Source organism: Mesorhizobium sp. M1163 (assembly GCF_040318415.1).
In the GTDB taxonomy this organism is placed as follows: domain Bacteria; phylum Pseudomonadota; class Alphaproteobacteria; order Rhizobiales; family Rhizobiaceae; genus Mesorhizobium.
This window is the reverse complement of the sequence record NZ_JAMYMF010000001.1, coordinates 410,107-428,886: the sequence shown is the minus strand read 5'-3', so window position 1 is coordinate 428,886 and position 18,780 is coordinate 410,107. Positions and strand designations below refer to the sequence as shown.

Here is an 18,780-nt window from a genome sequence, read left to right as displayed (position 1 = left end):
CACCACACCAGCCAACGTCAACGACACGGTCGTGGCTGACACCTTGATCTGCGGCGACGAGAAGACGGTTTGGGCGGACGCCGCCTACGACACCCATGCCCGCCGCGCCCGGCTCAAGGCCGAAGGCAAGAAGGTGCGCATCGCGCGCCGCCCCAACAAGCATCATCCGCAGCTGCCGCCGCGTCTCAAGCACTACAATCGCTTGATCGCCAGACGCCGGGCGGCGGTGGAGACCACCTTTGCCACCCTCAAGTGCCGCATGAAGCTGACCACGATCCGCTATGTCGGGCTGGCCAAGGCGACCGCCCAGGTGACGATGGCGGCGATCGCCTTCAACATGCGCCGATGGGCCGCCATCGCGGGATAGGTGCGCCTGAGTTCCGCCCATACAGGGTCGGACGACCGCCTGAAACCCCAAACAAGACGCCAAATCCCCCGCAAACAAGCGAACAACCGCCGCAACCCCGCCGCCGCAAGCTTTTGCTCATGACTGCGCAACAGGTCCCTTGTGGGAGATCGGACGTCACGCCGGCTTTCGCCAATCTCCAACATCGCAGTTCGTGAGCGGAGCGCCCAAACTGCCAATCTCCCCCCTTGTGGGGGAGATGTCCGGCAGGACAGAGGGGGGCGCGAAGGATCGCTACAGAGCGTTTGCTATTGCCCCTGAAACGCACGGCCGACCCACGCCTCGACAGCTGTTACTTCCCCAGCTCTACCGACCGCAGCCGCGCCGCTTCCACCGCCTCGGTGAGCAGGCGTGTCAGCCGGTCCTCGCCCATCAGTACTGCAAGGGCCGCAGCCGTGGTGCCGTTGGGGCTGGTCACCTGCTGCCTGAGCACGCCGGGCTCCTCGCCGCTTTCGGCGGCCAGCGATGCGGCGCCGTAGACCGTCTGCATGGCCAAGAGCTTGGCAGTCCCGGTCGGCAGGCCAGCCTTCTCGGCGGCCACGGTCAGCGCTTCGATGAAATGGAAGATATAGGCTGGACCGGATCCGGAGACTGCCGTCACCGCATCCATCAGGCCCTCGTCATCGATATCGGCCACTTGCCCGCTTGCCGAAAGCAGGTCGGCGACAAGGCGTTTGGTGTCCTCGGAAACCAGCCTGTTGGAAAACACCACCATCATGCCCTTGCCGATAGCCGCCGGCGTGTTGGGCATGCAGCGCACGATCGGCGCGCGGTCGCCGAGAATGCCTTCGAACGTGGCGACCGGCGTCCCGGCGGCGATGCTGAGGAAAGTGGTTCGGCCATCGTTGAAGCGGATGTAGCCAGCCGTCACGTCGCGGATCACCTGCGGCTTGACCGCAATGACGACGAGGGCCGGAACGGCGTTGGCCGGGATGGCGCCGATATCCGCGGCAGCAGCGCAGCCCAGTGCTTCGGCACGCTTGCGCAACTCGGCATTGGGCTCGACCACGAACACCGCAGCCGGAGCCAGCTTGCCGGCTTTCAGCCAGCCGGAGAGCATGGCGTAGCCCATATTGCCGCAACCGGCGAGAACAAGCCTGATCGTCATCGAAGCTCTCCATTCGAAAGGTTGGCTTTGCCATAGACGTTCATGGACGGACGGGGAAGCCCCTCTCGGACCTTGATCAGGGGCTGGGTTATGTCGCCGCTTCCGCCGCCTGATCGGGCTCGGTCAGTCCTGACCCGATCACTCTGGACGGCCAGGTTCGGCCCATGCCAGACTAAAAACAGGGATTGCAGACGAGGTGGGAGCGATAGCCTGGATTCTCCAACAGCGCACCAAAGCCGACAAGAAATCCTCCCCAACCAAGCACAACTGCCACGGCCACGACGCCGACTCCCATAGCCATCTTGCAAGCCGCCACGGCCCCTGAAGAAAAGCGCCATGGGCGTATCAAAGCAAGGATTGCGGTCCCTGCCAGCAGACTAAGCACCGGAACTCCGAAGAGCACAGCGTGCATCTCCAGCATCAGCGCAAACGGAGTGTCTGGCGTTATCATACGGATAGCCTCCCCCGAATTCTGACGGTGTTCAAGATGGCGACTTCATGAACCCTTAACCGACATCCCGCCATTTTTCGAGTGATCGACCAATCGTGGGCGACGAACTCGATGGCATTGTCTTAAGGCGGGAAACGAGGTCTCTCAGCCGACCAAATTAACCTTTTATTTCCTATGCCTGTTTAGCATGGCTTAACCAGTGGACGGTCGCTACGTCCCAGCCCTAGGGGAAAGCTCCAGGAACCATGGCTTACAGGGATAATCGTCAACACTGGAGGAACGAGCGGTCTTTGCTGTCGCTCGTCGAGGCAGTGCGCGACGAGGACGAAGCATCGCTGGTTTCGCTAGAGGACCGTGCAGGCCCGTCATGGCGCGAGGATGCCGCCACACGCCATCGTCTCGCCCGGTCGCGCCGCGAGGCGCGTGCCAGTCCGATCCTGTTGGCAGCCGCCGGCACAAGCCAGCTCCATCCTGATGGGCCGGAGGCCGCCACCATACTGACGGAAGAGCCTGCAGCTGCCGATGTATTGTTCGACCCCGCTGGCTCCGTTGGCGGCCGCGATGCCGGTCCCGCTGAGGACAAAGCGTACCGGGCAGCGCGTCGGGGTCCGATCGGTACCGTGTTGTCAGCGCTGCGCAGGCTCATGCCCGGCAGAGCGCCGGAGGAGATGGCGTCCGGCGAGACTTCCGCCGCGACAAATTCCGGCGCAGCGATGCCGCCTGCCTTCGATCTACAGCCGCTCTATGCCGGACAGCCACCTTATCCGCAGCAACCCACGCCGCAGCATTCGGCCTATACTCAGGCCTGGTCGAAGGAGGCAAATCAGGTTTCGGAAGCCGCCGATCAGCAAAGCCAGATCGAGGAAATCCGTGCCAGCCTGCGTGAATTCCGCGAAGCGGTTCGCGAGCTCACCGAAAACCGCACGCGCCGCTATTTCTAAGCGTCGAATAAAACATGCCGGTTTCGAGTTAGCGGCATGGGACGGCGCATTGACGGGATTGCCCGGCTCGATTTTCGTGAAAATGCCGCGCTGCATGTCCGCCCGGCTGCGCATGGTTCTGGGCAACGACATGCATAAAAGGTATCTGGAGTACGCCGCGGGATGCTTTAACGCGGCAGGCTTAGGCGATCGGGCGTCGAGGGTGGTTCATGGCTGAGTTGATTGACGGAAAAAGCGTCGCCGAAGACGTGGTGCGGCGGGTCAAGGCCCTGGTCGCCGAACTGGCGGAAAAGGGCGGACGGCAGCCCGGCCTCGCGGTGGTCATCGTCGGCGAGGATCCGGCGAGCCAGGTCTATGTCGCCTCCAAATCCCGCACCGCCAAGGAATGCGGCTTCCATTCGGTTCAGCACACGCTGCCGGCCGAGACCTCCGAGCCGGACCTGTTGAAGATCATCGGCCAGCTCAACGCCGATCCGGCCATCAACGGCATCCTGGTGCAGCTTCCGCTTCCCGGCCATATCGATGCCGGCAAAGTCATCCAGACCATCGCGCCGGAGAAGGATGTCGACGGCTTCCACTTCATCAATGTCGGCAAGCTCGGCACCGGCGAGTTCGAGACCGCCTTCGTGCCTTGCACGCCGGCCGGCTCGATGCTGCTGATCGAACGGGTGCGCGGCAAGGATCTGTCCGGCCTCAATGCGGTCGTCGTCGGGCGCTCGAACATCGTCGGCAAACCGATGGCGAATCTACTGCTTGCCGCCAACTGCACGGTCACCATCGCACACAGCCGCACCAGGGACCTGCCGGCGCTTGCCCGCACCGCCGATATTCTGGTCGCAGCCGTCGGCCGACCTGAAATGGTCCGCGGCGACTGGGTCAAGCCTGGCGCCACCGTCATCGACGTCGGCATCAACCGTATCGCCGCACCTGAAAAGGGCGAAGGCAAGACCCGCCTCGTCGGCGATGTCGCCTTTGCCGAAGCAGCGAAGGCGGCCGGCGCCATCACGCCGGTGCCTGGCGGCGTCGGGCCGATGACCATTGCCATGCTGATGGCCAACACGCTAGCTTCCGCCTATCTCGCAGCCGGGTTGAAACGGCCTTCCTTCTGACCAGAGAGCAGCGTCCTTGCCGAACCTCACTGTTCCCTTAGAACGGCCGGTCACCAATGATCCCGTTCAGGGCGGCCGGCAGTTCGGGTTTCTGCTGGTCGACAAGTTCTCCATGTTCTCGCTGGCCGCGGCAATCGACACGTTCCGGTCGGCGAACCGGCTGCTCGGCCGCGATTTCTATGGCTGGACGACGGTGTCGGCCGACGGCGATGCCGTCATGGCTTCCAACGGCCTGCCGCTCAAGATCGACTACGCCGTTGTCGATCTGCCGCCGGTCGATATCCTTTTCGTCTCGGTCGGGCTGACGACGGAATTTCCCGGCAAGAGCAAGGTGCTGGCGGCGCTGCGCAGCTGGGGCCGGCGCGGCAATGCGCTCGGCGCGCTTTCGGTCGGCTCCTATTTGCTTGCCGAAGCAGGCCAGCTCGATGGCTATCGCTGCACCATCCATTGGGAAAACCGCGCCGGGTTCCTCGAACGCTTTCCGGACATCAACTGCACCGGCAACGTCTTCGAGATCGACCGCAAGCGCTACACCTGCGCCGGCGGCACCACCTCGATCGACCTGATGCTGGAAATCGTGCGCGGCGATTTCGGCTCGAGTCTCGCCAATGGCGTCGCCAACCAGTTCCAGCATGAGCGCATCCGCTCGGCCGGGGACCGCCAGCGCGTCGGCCCGGAACGCGACCTGACCGGCAAGTCGGAGAAGCTGCGCCGCATCGTCGAGCTGATGGCCGACCATCTCGACGAGCCGCTGTCGGCGGTGCAGCTCGCCAAGTCGGCGGGCCTGTCGGTGCGCCAGGTCGAGCGCCTGTTCCTGCGCCATCTCAGTGTGACGCCCGGGCGCTATTACATGCGGCTCAGGCTCGAGCGGGCGCGCGAATTGCTGCGCCAGACCAACATGCCGATCCTCGACGTGGCAATCGCCACCGGCTTCACCTCGCATTCCTATTTTGCCCAGAGCTACCGGCTGCAATTCGGCCGGCCGCCTTCCGAGGAACGCCGCACGACCTATTGAGGGTTTGGCAGAGAGGCGACGCAGCTTCGTACTCCGTCCGGGCTTGTGTCGCGACGCGGCGTCAAATAGCGTTCCGGCGCCGAGCGGCGGCGACTGACGGGGGAGATTTTTGATGGCGGGATTTGTGCGGAGCGTCGCTGCGGCGGCCCTGTTGCTCTGGACGACGGGGTTCGGTTTCGCCGCCGATCGCGTCATCGTCATTCTCGATGCCTCCGGCTCGATGTGGGCGCAGATCGACGGCAAGCCCAAGCTCGAAATCGCCCGTCAATCGCTGCGGAACGTGCTGCAATCGGTCCCGGCCGATGAGGAAATCGGCCTCATGGCCTATGGCCATCGCGAGAAGGCCAGTTGCGACGACATCGAACTCATCGTGCCGCCGCAGGCAGGCTCGGCAAGTGCGATCTCAGCCGCGGCCGACAGCTTGAAATTTCAGGGCAAGACGCCGCTGACCGCCGCTGTCAAGCAAGCGGCGGAAGCATTGAAATACACCGAGGACAAGGCGACGGTCGTTCTCATCACCGATGGCATCGAGACATGCAGCGGCGATCCCTGTGCGCTCGGCAAGGAGCTTGAGGCTGCCGGCATCGACTTCACCGTCGATGTCGTCGGCTTTGGCCTGACGGCTGCCGAAGGCAAGCAGGTCGCCTGCCTGGCCGATAACACCGGCGGCAAATATATCGAAGCATCGGATGAAAAGGCATTGCAGGACGCCCTCGTCGAGACCGTTGCGCCGCCGCCATCCGCTCCTGAACCGGCTGCCGCCCCGGAGCCTGCTCCCCAGCCGGCGCCTGCCCAGCCGGCGGAGTCCAATTTCGTGCCCACCGTCGTGCTTGCCGAAGGTGGCGATCCCGTCACCGACGGCAATGCCTGGGAGATCTATAAGGCGAATTCCGACGGCACGCGCGGCGATCCCGTCGCCACCGAGTACGGTGCCTACAAGGGCAATCTGGAGGCGGGCGACTATATCGTCGTCGCGCGCGCCGGCGAGGCCAAAGCCGAACAGAAGATCAAGATCGAGCCTGGCCAGGTCGCCAAGCCGCTCTTCACGTTGAATGCCGGCACGCTGGTTATCCACCCGCGGCCAAGCGAAGGGGCGGACGTTGACGGCGGCGCGGCGGTCGTGATCGCCTATCCAGGCGTCGACACCCTGCCGACCTACTATGGCGACACGAAAGTCGTGCTGCCGGCCGGCGACGAGAAGGTGACCGTCACGATCGGCCAGGGCGTGGTTACCGAGACGGTCCCGCTTGCCGCCGGCAGGGTCATCGACAAGGATATCATCGTCGGCGTCGGGCATGTCGTCGCCAACGCCTACTATGCTGCCGGTGGCGACAAGGCCGAGGGTTCTGGCGTCGGCTTCAAGGTGTTCCAGGCGAAAAAGGACATCGGCGGGACCAGGCAGGAGGTGACCTATGCCTACGGCCCCGACAGCAAGTTCGATCTGCCGCCCGACGATTATGTAATGGTCGCGACCGTCGATCTCGCGGTGGCCGAGCAGCCGTTCAGTGTCAAAATTGGCGAACATCAGGATCTGAAGATCGCCATGAACGCCGGCGTGCTGGCGATCACCGCGCCAGGGGCCTCGAAGATCGAGATATTCGAGGCCAAGAAGGCCATCGATGGAACCCGCAAGTCGGTCGGCTACGCCTATGACCAGAAGTATCAGGCCACCTTGTCGGTTGGCGACTACGCGGTGGTTTCGGAGAAGTCGGACAGCAGCTCGAAGGAAGGCGCGGTAACGGTCAGGGCCGGCGCGCGAGCCGAGCTGACGGTTCAATAGATCCAAGGGAGAGCGGCCACCAGCCGCTCTTCCTCATGGCCGAAAAAGTCACGCCACGCCGAAGGCGCTCGCGCCATGGTCGGCGCGGCCCACCATCTGCCGGAACCCGGCGAAGAGCTCCCGGCCGAAGCCGAATTCATTGCCTATGAGGTCGCTGTCCGCGGGCCGGCGCAGTGCGAAATCGCCGGCCGGCACCAGCACCTCGAGCGTTCCGGCCTCGGCGTCGAGCCTGATAATATCGCCGTCATGAATCCTGGCGATCGGCCCGTCCTCCGCCGCTTCCGGCGTCACGTGGATCGCCGCCGGCACCTTGCCGGAGGCACCCGACATGCGCCCGTCGGTAACCAGCGCCACATGCTGGCCGCGGTCCTGCAGGATGCCGAGCACGGTGGTCAGCCGGTGCAATTCCGGCATGCCGTTGGCCTTCGGGCCCTGGAACCGAATGACGGCGATGAAGTCGCCGGTCAGCGACCCCGCCTTGAACGCCTCGTTCAGCCCTTGCTGGCTGTCGAACACCTTGGCCGGTGCCTCGATGATGCGCCGCTCCGGCTTGACCGCCGATGTCTTGATGACGGCGTGGCCGAGATTGCCTGAAAGCACTTTCAGCCCGCCGCTCGGCTGGAACGCCTTCTTGAACGGCGCCAGCACCTTCTCGTCGCCGCTCTGGCGCGGCGAGGCCTCGCGCACGACGCCGCCATCGGCGCCGAGCTTGGCCTCGACCGCGTAGGGGCGCAGCCCTTCGCCCCACACCGTCTGCACATCCTCATGTAAAATGCCTGCGTCGAGCAGTTCGCGGATCAGGAAGCCGAGCCCGCCGGCGGCGTGGAAGTGGTTCACATCGGCAAGGCCGTTCGGATAGACCCGCGCCAGCAGCGGCACCGCTTCCGAGATGTCGGAAATATCCTGCCAGGTAATGGCGATGCCGGCCGCCGCCGCCATGGCGATCAAATGGATGGTGTGGTTGGTCGAACCGCCGGTGGCGTGCAGGCCGACGATACCGTTGACGATCGAGCGCTCATCGATCATCCGCCCGGCTGGCGTGTAGGCGTTGCCGAGCGCTGTGATCGCCAGCGCCCGCTTGGTCGCTTCCCTGGTCAGCGCGTCGCGCAGCGGCGTGCCCGGATTGACGAACGAGGCGCCAGGCGTGTGCAGGCCCATGATCTCCATCAGCATCTGGTTGGAATTGGCGGTGCCGTAGAAAGTGCAGGTTCCCGGCCCGTGATAGGATTTGGATTCGGCTTCGAGCAGTTCGGCCCGCCCCGCCTTGCCCTCGGCATAGAGCTGGCGGATCTTGGCCTTTTCGTCGTTCGGAATGCCGGTCGTCATCGGCCCGGCCGGGATGAAGACCGCCGGCAGATGACCGAAGGTCAGCGCCGCGATCACCAGCCCCGGCACGATCTTGTCGCAGACGCCGAGATAGACGGCGGCGTCGAACATGTTGTGCGACAGGCCGATCGCCGCGGCCATGGCGATCACGTCGCGCGAGAACAGCGACAGCTCCATTCCGGGCTGGCCCTGGGTTACGCCGTCGCACATCGCGGGCACGCCGCCGGCCACCTGGGCGATGCCGCCGGCCTCGCGGGCCGCGTCCTTGATCAGTGCCGGAAACGTCTCGAAAGGCTGATGCGCCGACAGCATGTCGTTATAGGAGGTGATAATGCCGAGGTTCGGCACCCGGTCGCCGCCAAGCGCCACCTTTTCGGAAGGACTGCACACGGCAAAGCCATGGGCCAGGTTGCCGCAGGACAGCACGGCCCGGTTGGCGGTGCGGTTCGAGGCTTCGGCGATGCGGCCGAGATAAGCCTCGCGACCGGGCCTGGAGCGCTCACGGATGCGCTGGGTGATGGCTTCGATGTCGCGTCTTGCGGTCATGGCGGTCGGTCCTTTCAGGCGAGGTCCCGCAAACACCTTCCGGCTGTTGCCGGGACCTGCAGCCAAGTTGAGATCAGGGTGCCCAGAAAACCTCTACGGGCTTTTGAGTTGCATCGAGCACGGCGCGAATGGGCTTTCGTGTTCCAACTCCAAGCGCGGCCTCGAATGCGGTGCGTTTTTCCGCGCCCTCGATATGCAGCGCGATGAAGCCGGCATTGATGATCCGCGCCAGTGACAGCGTCAGCCGCGGGTCGCCGGCGCTTGCCGCGTGAACCGGAAGCACGATCCTTTGCGACGACGGATCGAGCAATCTTGCCAGGTTGTCGGCATCCGGAAAGAACGAGGCGGTGTGGCCATCAGTTCCCATGCCGAGCACAACAACATCGAGGGGCCAGGGCAGCACTTGCAGCGCCTCACTGTCGGAGACCGCTGCGCCCGCGATAGTTGCCGCAGCGTGGTAGAGCGGCACGAAATTCGCGGCGGCGGCCGCGTTCTGCAGCAGGTTGGCGGCAACCAGACCGGCATTGGAGCGCGGCGACGAGGGCGGCACGAAGCGCTCGTCGACCAATGTTATCGTCACCTTTTCCCAGGCGATAGGAACGGTCGAAAGCGCCGCGAAGAATTTCGCCGGCGTCGTGCCGCCCGAGACTGCAAGCAGTGCCGTGCCGCGCTCGGCGATCGCCTTTGACAGGCGGCCGGCGACGTGGCCGGCAAGCGCTGTCGCCAACTCCTGGCGTCCGGCAAATTCGTGCCAGTTGTAGGCGCCGCCTAATTGCTCTCGTGCCATGTCCGCCCATCGCGTTCGATCAGCGCAATCGAGGCCGAGGGGCCCCATGTGCCTGCGGTGTAGCCTTGCGCCTCTTGCCTTCCGCTTTCCCAGGCGTCCTGGATCGGGTCGATCCATTTCCACGCAGCCTCGACCTCGTCGCGGCGCATGAACAGCGTCTGGTTGCCACGGATGACGTCCATGATCAGCCGCTCATAGGCATCGGGCGCGCGGCCGTCGAAGGATTGCGCAAAACTCATGTCGAGCGGGATCTGGCGCAGCCGCATGCCGCCCGGGCCCGGATCCTTGATCATGATGAACTGCTTGACGCCTTCGTCGGGCTGCAGCCTGATGACCAGTTGGTTGGCGGAGACCGGCCCGGCGCTCTCGCCGAAGATCGAATGCGGGATTGGCTTGAATTCGATAACGATCTCCGAAACGCGGGTCGCCAGCCGCTTGCCGGTGCGGAGGTAGAACGGCACGCTGGCCCAGCGCCAGTTGCCGATCTCGGCCTTGAGCGCAACGAAGGTCTCGGTGTTGCTGTTCTTGCCGAGTTCCTCGACATAGCCCTTCACCGGCCCGCCGGCCGAGGCGCCGGCACGGTATTGCCCACGCACCGTGTGCTTGGGCGCTTCGTTGCCGTTGATGCGTTTCAGCGCCCGCAGCACTTTCAGTTTTTCGTCACGGACGGCATCGGCGTCCATCGACGACGGCGCCTCCATGGCGACGAGGCAGAGCAGCTGCAGCATGTGGTTCTGTACCATGTCGCGCAACGCGCCAGCCTTGTCGTAATAGGTGACGCGGTCTTCCAGGCCGACCGTCTCGGCCACGGTGATCTGCACATGATCGACATTGGCGGAATTCCACAACGGCTCGTAGAGCGCGTTGGCGAAGCGCAGCGCCATCAAATTCTGCACCGTCTCCTTGCCGAGATAGTGGTCGATGCGGAAAATCTGGCTTTCATGGAAGTCGTCGCCGACCAGGTCGTTGAGCGCGCGCGCCGAAGCGAGATCGCGGCCGATCGGCTTTTCCAGCACGATCCGCGAATTCGGCGTGATCAGCCCGTGCTCCTTCAGCTTGTGCGAGATGTCGCCGAATAGCGCCGGCGCCACCGCCAGATAGAAAGCGCGGATGTGTTCGCTGTCGCCGATCGCCTTCTTCAGCCTGTCGAAGCCGGCACCTGTGGTTGCGTCGGCCGGGACATACGAGAGCCGTGCGAGGAACGTTTTCAGTTCCGTGGCGTCGATATCTTCCGGTTTCACATGATCGGCAATCGCCTGCCTGGCGAAAGACTGGAATTCCTCATCGGTCATCTTCGAACGTGATGTGCCGATTATGCGCGTCGGCTCGGAAAACTGGTGGTCGCGCTGCCGGTGGTACAGTGACGGCAGAAGCTTGCGTTCCGACAGATCGCCGGTGCCGCCGAAAATGATAAAGTCGAAAGGGTCGACGGGGATGATCTGGCTGGTCATGGTCTGTCCGCTCTGACGCCGGTCGCGATAACGCGGCTGATATAATCTAATCGATTTAAACTTGCCAGTGTCATTGCGTCACATCCGCGTGTGCTCTTGACACCGGCTCTGGCCGGAGGCTTGTCGGCAAGCGATGCTTCCGGGAGCGTTCGCAGGTGCAGCATAGAGCGGGATCAAGGCGAAAGCCAAAGGAGAAATCGGCAATGGACACACATCTTTCGATGGCCATGGCCAAACGCGTCGTCGATCGTCTTCAACGATGAGTGAGAAAGGCATGCGCCTCCAAAACAAGGTCGCCATCATCACCGGCGCTGCCTCGGGTTTTGGCGAGGGCATGGCCAGGCGCTTTGCCGAGGAGGGCGCGCGGGTCGTTGTCGCCGATCTGAACGCCAAGGACGCAGAGCGCGTCGCCGGCGAGATCGGCGAAAAGGCGATCTGGACCCAGACCGACGTCTCGCTGCGGTCCGAATTCGACGACATGGTCCATGCTGCAATGAGCGCCTTCGGTCGCATCGACATCATGGTCAACAATGCCGGTTACACCCATCGCAACGGTGACATGCTGGAAGTCGACGAAGCGACCTTCGACCTGATCACGTCAGTCAACATGAAGGCAATCTACAACGCAGCACTTGCCGTGGTGCCGGCCATGGAGCGGCAAGGCGGCGGCGTCATCCTGACGACGGCTTCCACGGCCGGTATCAGGCCGCGGCCTGGTCTCACCTGGTACAACGCATCGAAGGGCTGGGCGATCACCGCGACCAAATCGATGGCGGTGGAACTCGCGCCAAAGAACATCCGTGTCAACTGCCTGTGCCCGGTCGCCGGCGAGACCGGCATGCTTGAGAAATTCATGGGCGCCGACACACCCGAGATCCGCGAGAAGTTCCGCGCATCGATCCCGCTCGGCCGGCTTTCGACGCCGCTTGACGTGGCCAATGCCGCGCTTTGGCTCGCATCGGATGAAGCAGCTTTCATCACCGGCGTGGCGCTGGAAGTCGACGGCGGCCGTTGCATTTGAACCCCTAGGCCATCCGGCGACAGGCGGCTGATGGCGAGCGATCCGAGCCGCGATCGCTCTGTCTGTCCTACGCCCCGGTTTTGACGTAGCTCTTGTAGACCCAGCCGCGCTTGCCGTTGTAGACGATCTGGCACCACTGCTTGCAACTCATCACTTGCACCGAGGTCTTGGCCGGCACGGTGAGAATGGCGGCCGCATTCTTCTTTGGGCCGGTGCGCATGGTGACGGATCTCAGGATGCGTCCGGTACCGGCAGTATTGGTTTTTCCGGATTTTGCCTTGGTGCTGTTGTCGTCTTCGCTCGCGGACTGCGTCGGCAGTTGCGGCTTGGGTGTGGGGATGGCAGCGGTCTGCGCACCGTCGGGCCCTGTGTTTTTCGTCGAGCTGCCGGGAGCCGCCACCTTGGCAAACAATGCCGCAGCGTCGGGTTTCGCTGCCGGATCGGCGAATGCCACCGAAGCAGACGATTTATCGGCCGCCTGATCGGTCTGGCTTGCCAGTTGGTCGGATGCTGCTGTGGCGGCGGCCGATGCCGTCTTTGGTCCCGTCCAGCGGGGATCGTTGGGAGCCAGCGCCGGTATGTCGGCTTCCGCCGCGGCCACCGCCGGGGAAACCGCGTCGGCCTTGCCCGTCGTCCGCGGCGCCGCAGCGACCTTGGAAGGCATGATCTTCGTCGTCTTGACCGGAATGGTCGGAACGGTCTGCTCAGGGCTCGCCGCCGCCTGTCGTTCATTGGCCGGCAAGGCCAGCCACAGCGCCACTGCGGCAACGCCGAGCAGTGCTGCCGTGCCAAGCGCAGCGATCACGAGATGCGCGTTCGACCGGACCCCGTGCCAGAACGTCGGCCGCATATCGTAACCGAATTGCATCGCAAGGCGCCGTCGTTCCGGCGCACCGAAACTGAAGGGCTCTCTCACACTTGCCACCTCCATTTGCGGGCCGATGTTCTCACGACCGATGCCGGAGAGCCGGCATTTCGATCGGCATCGTTCCCAAACCAAAAGCGGGCAGGCCCGCAAAAATTCCCCGTTCAGCTGCCCACGAGCATCATCTTTCGCCCGCGATTGTGGCATCACTGCGCCCTTGGCGGGGATTCTGCGCCCTGGTTAAGGATTCTGCAACGCCTGGTTAAATCCTGTCCCGCAACGCGTACCAGTTGAGCGCAAGAAAGAGCAGTGGCGCGCGGAAACGCCGGCCGCCGGGGAAAGGCGGAATCTTCAAATCCTCGATCAGCTTCAGCCGGTCGCGGTTGCCGGCGACCGTCTCGGCATAAAGCTTGCCGAAAAAATTGGCCAGCATGACGCCGTGGCCGGAATAACCACCGACCGAGATCACATTGGGCATGACTTCGCGCACGAACGGCTTTCTCGGTACGGTGATGCCGACATAGCCGCCCCAGCCATGGGTGATCTCAATGTCCTTCAGTGCCGGATAGATCTCGGCGATCTGCCGGCGGATGTGGATGTGAATGTCCTTGGGATCGTTGACTGCGTAGATCTCGCGCCCGCCAAACAGCAGCCGCCCATCCTTCGATTTGCGGAAATAGCGCACGACGAAGCGCGAATCGTCGACCGCCTCGCCACCCGGCAACACTTTGGAATCGGCGCCCAGCGGTACCGTTGCGCCGATGAATGAGCCGATCGGCATGATATGCGAAGCACTCACCGGCTCGAGCGTGCCGCCATAGGCGTTGACCCCGATCAAGCACTTCCCGGCGATGATCGTGCCCTTCGGCGTCGTCACCCTCACTTTGCCGCCGCCGGAGGTGATGCCGGTCGACGGTGTCTGCTCGAAAAGCTTTGCGCCGGCCTGTGCCGCGACTTTTGCGGTGCCGATCACCAGCTTCAGCGGATGGATGTGGCCGGTGCCCGTGTCGCGGGTGCCGCCGAAATAATGCGTCGAGCCGAGCCGCTCGGCTGTCTCCGCGGCATCCATGAATGAGATGTGCGGATAGCCGAACCGGCTTGCCATGATCTCGGCATGCGCCTTGTAGTCGTCGACATAGCGCTTTTTGTGCGCCACCGACATTTGGCCGGGCATATAGTCGATCTCGATCTGGTGCATCGCGGCGAAGTCGAGGAGATGCGCCTTGGCTTCTTCGGCGAGGTCGAACAGCGCCTTGGCGCGGGAAAAGCCGTATTCCGCTTCCAGCTCCTCTGCCCAGGCCCGCTGTCCGGTGCCGAGCTGGCCGCCATTGCGGCCCGATGCGCCGTCACCGAAACGATGCGTTTCGATAAGCACGACATCCGCGCCTGACTTGGCGAGATGAGCCGCAGCCGACAGGCCGGTAAAGCCGCCGCCGACGATCACCACGTCGCATGTCCGGTCGCCGTCGAGCGCCGGATATTCGGGCCTTGGTCCGGCCGTGTCCTCGTACCAGGAGCGGCCGGGGGAGATTGGGGATTGGTAAGTCATGATGCTCGGCTAGGGGAGTAGGGCAGTAGGGCAGTAGGTGTCTATTCAGCCGACAGCTTGCGGATGAGAAGCCGCAAGAGCTTTCCTACGCTCTCGCTGTGAGGCATTAATGATTCGACTGCCTCGCGAGAGGTAATTCCAACCCGTTGCGCGATTAGAAGGTGTGTCTCCAGTTCCTTGAGTGATCCCTGGGCGATCCTGAGAAACTGCTGGTAGGAAGCTCGGCTTTCTCGGCCGTAACCCTCGGCGATGTTGGCTGGCACAGACGTTGCTGCCCGACGCACCTGACCCGTCAGCCCGTAGAGCTCGTCCTTCGGCCAGGTCCTTGTGACTTGGGAGATTGCAACCGTTAGGTCCATGGCTTGCTGCCAGACGATCAGATCCCGGTACGATGCGATCTTGTCCGTCATCCTTGCCCTACTGCCCTAACTGCCCTACTGCCATATTGCCCTACTCCCCTACTACACATTCAGCAGCAAATACTCCCGCTCCCATGGGCTGATCACTTCCATGAAGGTCTCGAATTCCGCCCGCTTGATCGCCGCATAAGTCGCTGCGAAGGATTTGCCGAGTAGGGCGCAGAGTTCCTCGTCGGCCTCGAACAGGTCGACGGCTTCGAGCAGGCCGCGCGGCAGGTCGATCTCATCCTCATTGGCGGTCGTCAGTACCGGCGGATCGGCCTTGATCTTATTGGTCATGCCGATCAGCCCGCAAGCGAGCGATGCGGCCAGCGCCAGATAGGGATTGGCGTCGGAGGAAGGAATGCGGTTTTCGACGCGCCGCGCTGCCGGGTCGGAGCGTGGCACGCGAAAGGCCGTGGTGCGGTTGTCGTAGCCCCATTTGTTGTTGACCGGCGCCGAGGCCGCCTGCGTCAGCCGCCGGTAGGAATTGACGTAGGGCGCAAACATCACCAGCGCGTTCGGCACATGTTTCTGCATGCCGCCGATGAAGTGGAAGAAGGCCTCGGTCTCCGAGCCGTCCTCCGCGGAAAAGACGTTCTTGCCGGTCTTCTTGTCGATGATCGACTGATGGATATGCATGGCCGAACCGGGCTGCCCCTGGATCGGCTTGGCCATGAACGTGGCATAGATCTCGTGCTTCAGCGCCGCCTCGCGGATGGTTCGCTTGAACATGAACACCTGGTCGGCGAGCTCGATCGGATCGCCGTGACGCAGATTGATTTCGAGTTGGCCGGCGCCCTCTTCGTGGATCAGCGTGTCGATCTCCAGGCCCTGGCTTTCGGAGAAATGATAGATGTCGTCGATCAGTTCGTCGAATTCGTTGACCCCGGCGATCGAATAGCCGGCGCCGCCGCCGATCGGCCGTCCGGAGCGCCCGACTGGCGGGGTCAGCGGGTAGTCCGGATCGGGGTTCTTGCGCACCAGGTAGAACTCGATCTCGGGCGCCACCACAGGTCTCAGCCCGCGTCTGTCATAGGCGGCAAGCACGCGCTTCAGAACGTTGCGCGGTGTGAACTCGACCGAGCGGCCGTCCTGGTGGACGAGGTCGCAGATGACCGCCGCCGTCGGGTCCTCCTCCCACGGCACCACCGTCAGCGTCGAGAGGTCAGGCATCAGCTTGAGGTCGCCATCGTCCTCCGGATAGTGGAAGCCGTTGCCGTCCTCCGGATAACCACCCGAGATCGTCGTCATGAACACCGCCGAAGGCAGGGCAAGCGAGGTGTTGGAGGTGAACTTCTTCGACGGCATCATTTTGCCGCGCGCAACCCCGGCCTGGTCGGGCGTGATGCATTCGATGTCTTCGATGCCGCGCCATTCCAGCCAGGCGCTGACTTCCTTCCAGTTCTTGACGCCACGTTGGTTTTTCACGAAGGCAGGCGTGCGGGCGCGTCCTCCGCGGCTCGACGGACGGACTTCCTTTTTTGCAGGCGGCATCAATCACCAGATTTGTTGCAGATTGTGGAGTATAGCCGTTGCCGGCGACCAAAGGGAAGGGGAGCCGGCTAGCGTGCGCCTCGATTACCGGGGGAACACAACGACTTCCGGATAAAAACATCCTGGTCTAGGGTCGGCGTCCCGCAACGCCGCAATTGAAGGCCGAATGCAACACAGCCGCAAACTGACGATGATCGGCTTCGACGCCGACGACACGCCGTGGCAGAACGAACAGTTCTTCCGCATGACCGAGAAGCGCTTTGCCGCGCTGCTCGCCGACCACGCCGAGGAGGACTGGATTTCGGCAAGATTGCTGGAGGTCGAGAAGCGCAACCTCGCGGTCTACGGCTTCGGCATCAAGGGATTTACGCTGTCAATGATCGAGACGGCGATCGAGGTCACCGAAGGCCACGTGCCTGCCTCAACCATTGCCGAAATTCTCGCCGCGGGCCGCGAGATGCTCAGCCATCCGATCGAGCCGCTTCCCTATGCGCGCGAGACCGTGGAAAAGCTGGCCGGCGCCTACCGCCTGGTGCTGATCACCAAGGGCGACCTCTTCGACCAGGAACGCAAGCTCGCGCAATCCGGACTGGGCGAGCTGTTCCATGCGGTCGAAATCGTCAGCGACAAGAGCGCTGCCACCTATAGCCGGATCTTCAGCCGCTACGGCGATGGCCCGGAAAAGGGCATGATGGTCGGCAACTCGCTCAAATCCGACGTCGTGCCGGCAATCGAAGCCGGCAGTTGGGGCATCCACGTGCCGCATGAACTGACCTGGGTGCTGGAGCATGTCGAGCCGCCGGTCTCAGCACCGCGCTTTCGCCAGATAGCCAATCTCGGTGAACTGCCGGGCCTGATCGAGCGTATCGGCGAGATTGATTGATCAGGTCTGCAGTCGACGCGTCGCGGTAGAGGTCAGTTGCGGCCGAGCCCGACCAGCCGGTCGATCACCGGCTGCAGCCGTTCGGTGGTGATCGGCTTGACGACCACCGCATCGATGACGCTCGACAGGCCCAGGGTCTCCGGAGTGCCGGTGTTGACTGAGAGCAGGATCACCAACGGAAGCGATTTGCCTGACGCCCTTCGCAGCGCATCGATGCCCGACAGCAAGGCGTCGCAGTCACCGTTCTCCGCTCCGCCGTCGAGAACGACAGTGCCGGGAATCAGCGCGTGCAAGGCCTTTGCCGCGGTTTCGGGAGTTTCCGAGATCGGTTTGAGGCCGGACCGCTCAACGATCTTTGAAACCACGACCCGGTTGATCGGTGATTTTCCGACCACCAGCACCCGCGAGAAATCTGGGAGCATCCGCGTCTCCACGCCCCGGCTAACGAACGCCGCCTGCTTTGCAGTCTCGATTTCGCGATTCGCTGGGCACATGGCGGGGCAGGCCGTTGTTCAGTGTTTCAATGCAGGGTTGAAACTTGAGAGGTAATTGGCGTGAGATCGCTGCTCATGTCAAGCTGAAATGGCATATCAGGAGAATATCGCAAGAAACATTAAAATTAAAATTAAGTGCTTTTCTTTGCCGCCGCTCGAAAGGAGAAGTCGCCATTACAACTGGGCAGGCTTCAGCGAAGTTTGGCTGTGCAGCGCGAACGCATCAACTCGCAGCCGTAGCCGGATTGAAGCAGGTTGGATGAAGGCGAGGCAAGTCTGTCGCGAGCTTGTCGCATCGCCTCGCTGGACTATCCTTCCTCGTTGGCTAAGCACGTCTCTTTGAGCGACGGGAGATGACAATGGAACTCGTGACTCACAAGAAATTTAAAAACGGCCGGTTGATGCCATGGGGAAAGGGTACGGTCGTTACCGGCGCAAAGGGGTTTGTCTACCTTTCCGGAAATACCGCGACGGCCGAGGACTACGATCCGATCGGCAAAAGCGGCGGCGGCGCCATTGGCGACGCGGCAGCACAGTGGCGCGCAGTTCTCACCAACATCAAATCAGATCTGGAGGAGCTTGGCAGCGCGCTCGAGCATCTCATCCGGCTGACCTTCTTTGTTAAGGGGCCATTTCCCGATGGCGGCGTTCTGAGCTCCCCCAATTTCCGCTTGGACGTCTTGGACGAATTCTTTGCGGTGCACTGCCCGAAGCACTGCAGCTACAACAACCCGCCGCCCTCGGAAGTTATTGGAGTTGCAGCGCTTGCTCAGTCTGAGCTTGTCATTGAAATCGTTGCATTAGCAGCTCTGCCGGACTAGGCAGAGCCGCAGCCTGCGAGGTGCGATAGCATGCGTTCAAAAAGGCGCGGTGCGGTAGAATTCATTAGTCGTGGCTCCGCTGTGTGGCGATGACCGGGATCAGCAGATCGCCCCAGTTGCCATCGCCGCCATGGTGACGTGCCGAGCGCACCAGTTCGACCGAGACGCCGGCCTCGACCGCCTTCATCACCGACTGATTGAGCCTGTGCAGATCGTTCGCCAACATGCGAATGGTCGCCTGCTGGTCGACATTCATGCTGGTGGCTTGCTCTTCGGCCCGTTCCTTGACGCGGCTTATCGATGCCATTGGTCTTCTCCTTGTGTTGTCATGC

19 protein-coding genes are annotated in these 18,780 nt (G+C 63.0%); 8 read left to right on the top strand and 11 right to left on the bottom strand.

Going from position 1 to position 18,780, the window contains the following annotated elements; all coding sequences use genetic code 11:
* Positions 1 to 367, top strand: a 367-nt coding sequence (locus NKH43_RS02050) for a transposase (RefSeq protein WP_352856325.1), incomplete at its 5' end; no start/stop codon positions are given.
* Between the two features lie 331 nt (positions 368 to 698).
* Here NKH43_RS02050 and proC read toward each other — a convergent pair.
* Positions 699 to 1,514, bottom strand: coding sequence for a pyrroline-5-carboxylate reductase (gene proC / locus NKH43_RS02045; protein ID WP_352856323.1), 816 nt, complete (start codon positions 1,512 to 1,514; stop codon positions 699 to 701).
* Positions 1,515 to 1,686: 172 nt separating this feature from the next.
* Complete coding sequence (locus NKH43_RS02040) at positions 1,687 to 1,965, bottom strand: hypothetical protein (RefSeq protein WP_352856321.1); 279 nt, start codon at positions 1,963 to 1,965, stop codon at positions 1,687 to 1,689.
* Between the two features lie 245 nt (positions 1,966 to 2,210).
* On the opposite strand from NKH43_RS02040, the gene NKH43_RS02035 reads away from it, so the two are divergent.
* The 4 genes from NKH43_RS02035 to NKH43_RS02020 all read left to right on the top strand — a co-directional run bounded on the left by NKH43_RS02035 (position 2,211) and on the right by NKH43_RS02020 (position 6,810).
* The gene (locus NKH43_RS02035; protein WP_352856319.1) at positions 2,211 to 2,906 is read left to right on the top strand and encodes a hypothetical protein; all 696 of its coding nucleotides are present in this window, start codon (positions 2,211 to 2,213) and stop codon (positions 2,904 to 2,906) included.
* A gap of 209 nt (positions 2,907 to 3,115) precedes the next feature.
* Complete coding sequence (gene folD / locus NKH43_RS02030) at positions 3,116 to 4,015, top strand: bifunctional methylenetetrahydrofolate dehydrogenase/methenyltetrahydrofolate cyclohydrolase FolD (protein WP_352791928.1); 900 nt, start codon at positions 3,116 to 3,118, stop codon at positions 4,013 to 4,015.
* 16 nt (positions 4,016 to 4,031) lie between these two features.
* A complete protein-coding gene (locus NKH43_RS02025) occupies positions 4,032 to 5,030 on the top strand; it encodes a GlxA family transcriptional regulator (protein WP_023719415.1) in 999 nt (332 codons plus the stop codon).
* Positions 5,031 to 5,142: 112 nt separating this feature from the next.
* Entirely contained in the window at positions 5,143 to 6,810 is a 1,668-nt protein-coding gene (locus NKH43_RS02020) for a vWA domain-containing protein (protein ID WP_352856317.1), read from the top strand.
* 48 nt (positions 6,811 to 6,858) lie between these two features.
* On the opposite strand, the gene edd is transcribed toward NKH43_RS02020, so the two are convergent.
* The 3 genes from edd to zwf all read right to left on the bottom strand — a co-directional run bounded on the left by edd (position 6,859) and on the right by zwf (position 10,920).
* The gene (edd, locus tag NKH43_RS02015) at positions 6,859 to 8,682 is read right to left on the bottom strand and encodes a phosphogluconate dehydratase (protein WP_352482395.1); all 1,824 of its coding nucleotides are present in this window, start codon (positions 8,680 to 8,682) and stop codon (positions 6,859 to 6,861) included.
* 73 nt (positions 8,683 to 8,755) lie between these two features.
* On the bottom strand, positions 8,756 to 9,469 hold the full coding sequence (pgl, locus tag NKH43_RS02010; protein WP_352856315.1) for a 6-phosphogluconolactonase: 714 nt from the start codon (positions 9,467 to 9,469) through the stop codon (positions 8,756 to 8,758).
* Positions 9,451 to 10,920, bottom strand: coding sequence for a glucose-6-phosphate dehydrogenase (gene zwf / locus NKH43_RS02005; protein ID WP_023719411.1), 1,470 nt, complete (start codon positions 10,918 to 10,920; stop codon positions 9,451 to 9,453). The genes pgl and zwf overlap by 19 nt, the downstream gene beginning before the upstream one ends.
* A 274-nt stretch (positions 10,921 to 11,194) precedes the next feature.
* On the opposite strand from zwf, the gene NKH43_RS02000 reads away from it, so the two are divergent.
* Positions 11,195 to 11,941 carry an SDR family oxidoreductase gene (locus NKH43_RS02000; protein ID WP_023719410.1) on the top strand — a complete coding sequence of 249 codons (747 nt, stop codon included), beginning with the start codon at positions 11,195 to 11,197 and terminating at the stop codon, positions 11,939 to 11,941.
* Between the two features lie 67 nt (positions 11,942 to 12,008).
* On the opposite strand, the gene NKH43_RS01995 is transcribed toward NKH43_RS02000, so the two are convergent.
* The 4 genes from NKH43_RS01995 to NKH43_RS01980 all read right to left on the bottom strand — a co-directional run bounded on the left by NKH43_RS01995 (position 12,009) and on the right by NKH43_RS01980 (position 16,250).
* Entirely contained in the window at positions 12,009 to 12,809 is an 801-nt protein-coding gene (locus NKH43_RS01995; RefSeq protein ID WP_245278604.1) for an SH3 domain-containing protein, read from the bottom strand.
* 259 nt (positions 12,810 to 13,068) lie between these two features.
* Positions 13,069 to 14,355, bottom strand: coding sequence for an NAD(P)/FAD-dependent oxidoreductase (locus NKH43_RS01990; RefSeq protein WP_352856313.1), 1,287 nt, complete (start codon positions 14,353 to 14,355; stop codon positions 13,069 to 13,071).
* A gap of 41 nt (positions 14,356 to 14,396) precedes the next feature.
* Entirely contained in the window at positions 14,397 to 14,765 is a 369-nt protein-coding gene (locus tag NKH43_RS01985; RefSeq protein WP_023719407.1) for a four helix bundle protein, read from the bottom strand.
* 51 nt (positions 14,766 to 14,816) lie between these two features.
* Positions 14,817 to 16,250, bottom strand: coding sequence for a glutamine synthetase family protein (locus NKH43_RS01980; protein WP_023719406.1), 1,434 nt, complete (start codon positions 16,248 to 16,250; stop codon positions 14,817 to 14,819).
* A gap of 166 nt (positions 16,251 to 16,416) precedes the next feature.
* Here NKH43_RS01980 and NKH43_RS01975 point away from each other — a divergent pair, with 166 nt between their 5' ends.
* Entirely contained in the window at positions 16,417 to 17,133 is a 717-nt protein-coding gene (locus tag NKH43_RS01975; protein WP_352856311.1) for an HAD family hydrolase, read from the top strand.
* Between the two features lie 32 nt (positions 17,134 to 17,165).
* Here NKH43_RS01975 and NKH43_RS01970 read toward each other — a convergent pair whose 3' ends face one another.
* Positions 17,166 to 17,555 (bottom strand): response regulator, encoded by a 390-nt coding sequence (locus tag NKH43_RS01970; protein ID WP_352856309.1) that lies wholly within the window; start codon positions 17,553 to 17,555, stop codon positions 17,166 to 17,168.
* A 431-nt stretch (positions 17,556 to 17,986) separates the two neighbouring features.
* Here NKH43_RS01970 and NKH43_RS01965 point away from each other — a divergent pair, with 431 nt between their 5' ends.
* On the top strand, positions 17,987 to 18,448 hold the full coding sequence (locus NKH43_RS01965; protein WP_352856307.1) for a RidA family protein: 462 nt from the start codon (positions 17,987 to 17,989) through the stop codon (positions 18,446 to 18,448).
* A gap of 64 nt (positions 18,449 to 18,512) precedes the next feature.
* Here NKH43_RS01965 and NKH43_RS01960 read toward each other — a convergent pair whose 3' ends face one another.
* Positions 18,513 to 18,755, bottom strand: a complete 243-nt coding sequence (locus NKH43_RS01960) for an SMc00767 family acetate metabolism repressor (RefSeq protein WP_352856305.1) — start codon at positions 18,753 to 18,755, stop codon at positions 18,513 to 18,515.
* Between the last annotated feature and the right edge of the window lie 25 nt (positions 18,756 to 18,780).

Bases quoted from the DNA above. Each gene is read 5' to 3' on its own strand.
- proC (WP_352856323.1), bottom strand. From the start codon at position 1,514: ATGACGATCAGGCTTGTTCTCGCCGGTTGCGGCAATATGGGCTACGCC.
- NKH43_RS02040 (WP_352856321.1), bottom strand. From the start codon at position 1,965: ATGATAACGCCAGACACTCCGTTTGCGCTGATGCTGGAGATGCACGCT.
- NKH43_RS02035 (WP_352856319.1), top strand. From the start codon at position 2,211: ATGGCTTACAGGGATAATCGTCAACACTGGAGGAACGAGCGGTCTTTG.
- folD (WP_352791928.1), top strand. From the start codon at position 3,116: ATGGCTGAGTTGATTGACGGAAAAAGCGTCGCCGAAGACGTGGTGCGG.
- NKH43_RS02020 (WP_352856317.1), top strand. From the start codon at position 5,143: ATGGCGGGATTTGTGCGGAGCGTCGCTGCGGCGGCCCTGTTGCTCTGG.
- edd (WP_352482395.1), bottom strand. From the start codon at position 8,682: ATGACCGCAAGACGCGACATCGAAGCCATCACCCAGCGCATCCGTGAG.
- pgl (WP_352856315.1), bottom strand. From the start codon at position 9,469: ATGGCACGAGAGCAATTAGGCGGCGCCTACAACTGGCACGAATTTGCC.
- zwf (WP_023719411.1), bottom strand. From the start codon at position 10,920: ATGACCAGCCAGATCATCCCCGTCGACCCTTTCGACTTTATCATTTTC.
- NKH43_RS02000 (WP_023719410.1), top strand. From the start codon at position 11,195: ATGCGCCTCCAAAACAAGGTCGCCATCATCACCGGCGCTGCCTCGGGT.
- NKH43_RS01995 (WP_245278604.1), bottom strand. From the start codon at position 12,809: ATGCAATTCGGTTACGATATGCGGCCGACGTTCTGGCACGGGGTCCGG.
- NKH43_RS01990 (WP_352856313.1), bottom strand. From the start codon at position 14,355: ATGACTTACCAATCCCCAATCTCCCCCGGCCGCTCCTGGTACGAGGAC.
- NKH43_RS01985 (WP_023719407.1), bottom strand. From the start codon at position 14,765: ATGACGGACAAGATCGCATCGTACCGGGATCTGATCGTCTGGCAGCAA.
- NKH43_RS01980 (WP_023719406.1), bottom strand. From the start codon at position 16,250: ATGCCGCCTGCAAAAAAGGAAGTCCGTCCGTCGAGCCGCGGAGGACGC.
- NKH43_RS01975 (WP_352856311.1), top strand. From the start codon at position 16,417: ATGCAACACAGCCGCAAACTGACGATGATCGGCTTCGACGCCGACGAC.
- NKH43_RS01970 (WP_352856309.1), bottom strand. From the start codon at position 17,555: ATGCTCCCAGATTTCTCGCGGGTGCTGGTGGTCGGAAAATCACCGATC.
- NKH43_RS01965 (WP_352856307.1), top strand. From the start codon at position 17,987: ATGGAACTCGTGACTCACAAGAAATTTAAAAACGGCCGGTTGATGCCA.
- NKH43_RS01960 (WP_352856305.1), bottom strand. From the start codon at position 18,755: ATGGCATCGATAAGCCGCGTCAAGGAACGGGCCGAAGAGCAAGCCACC.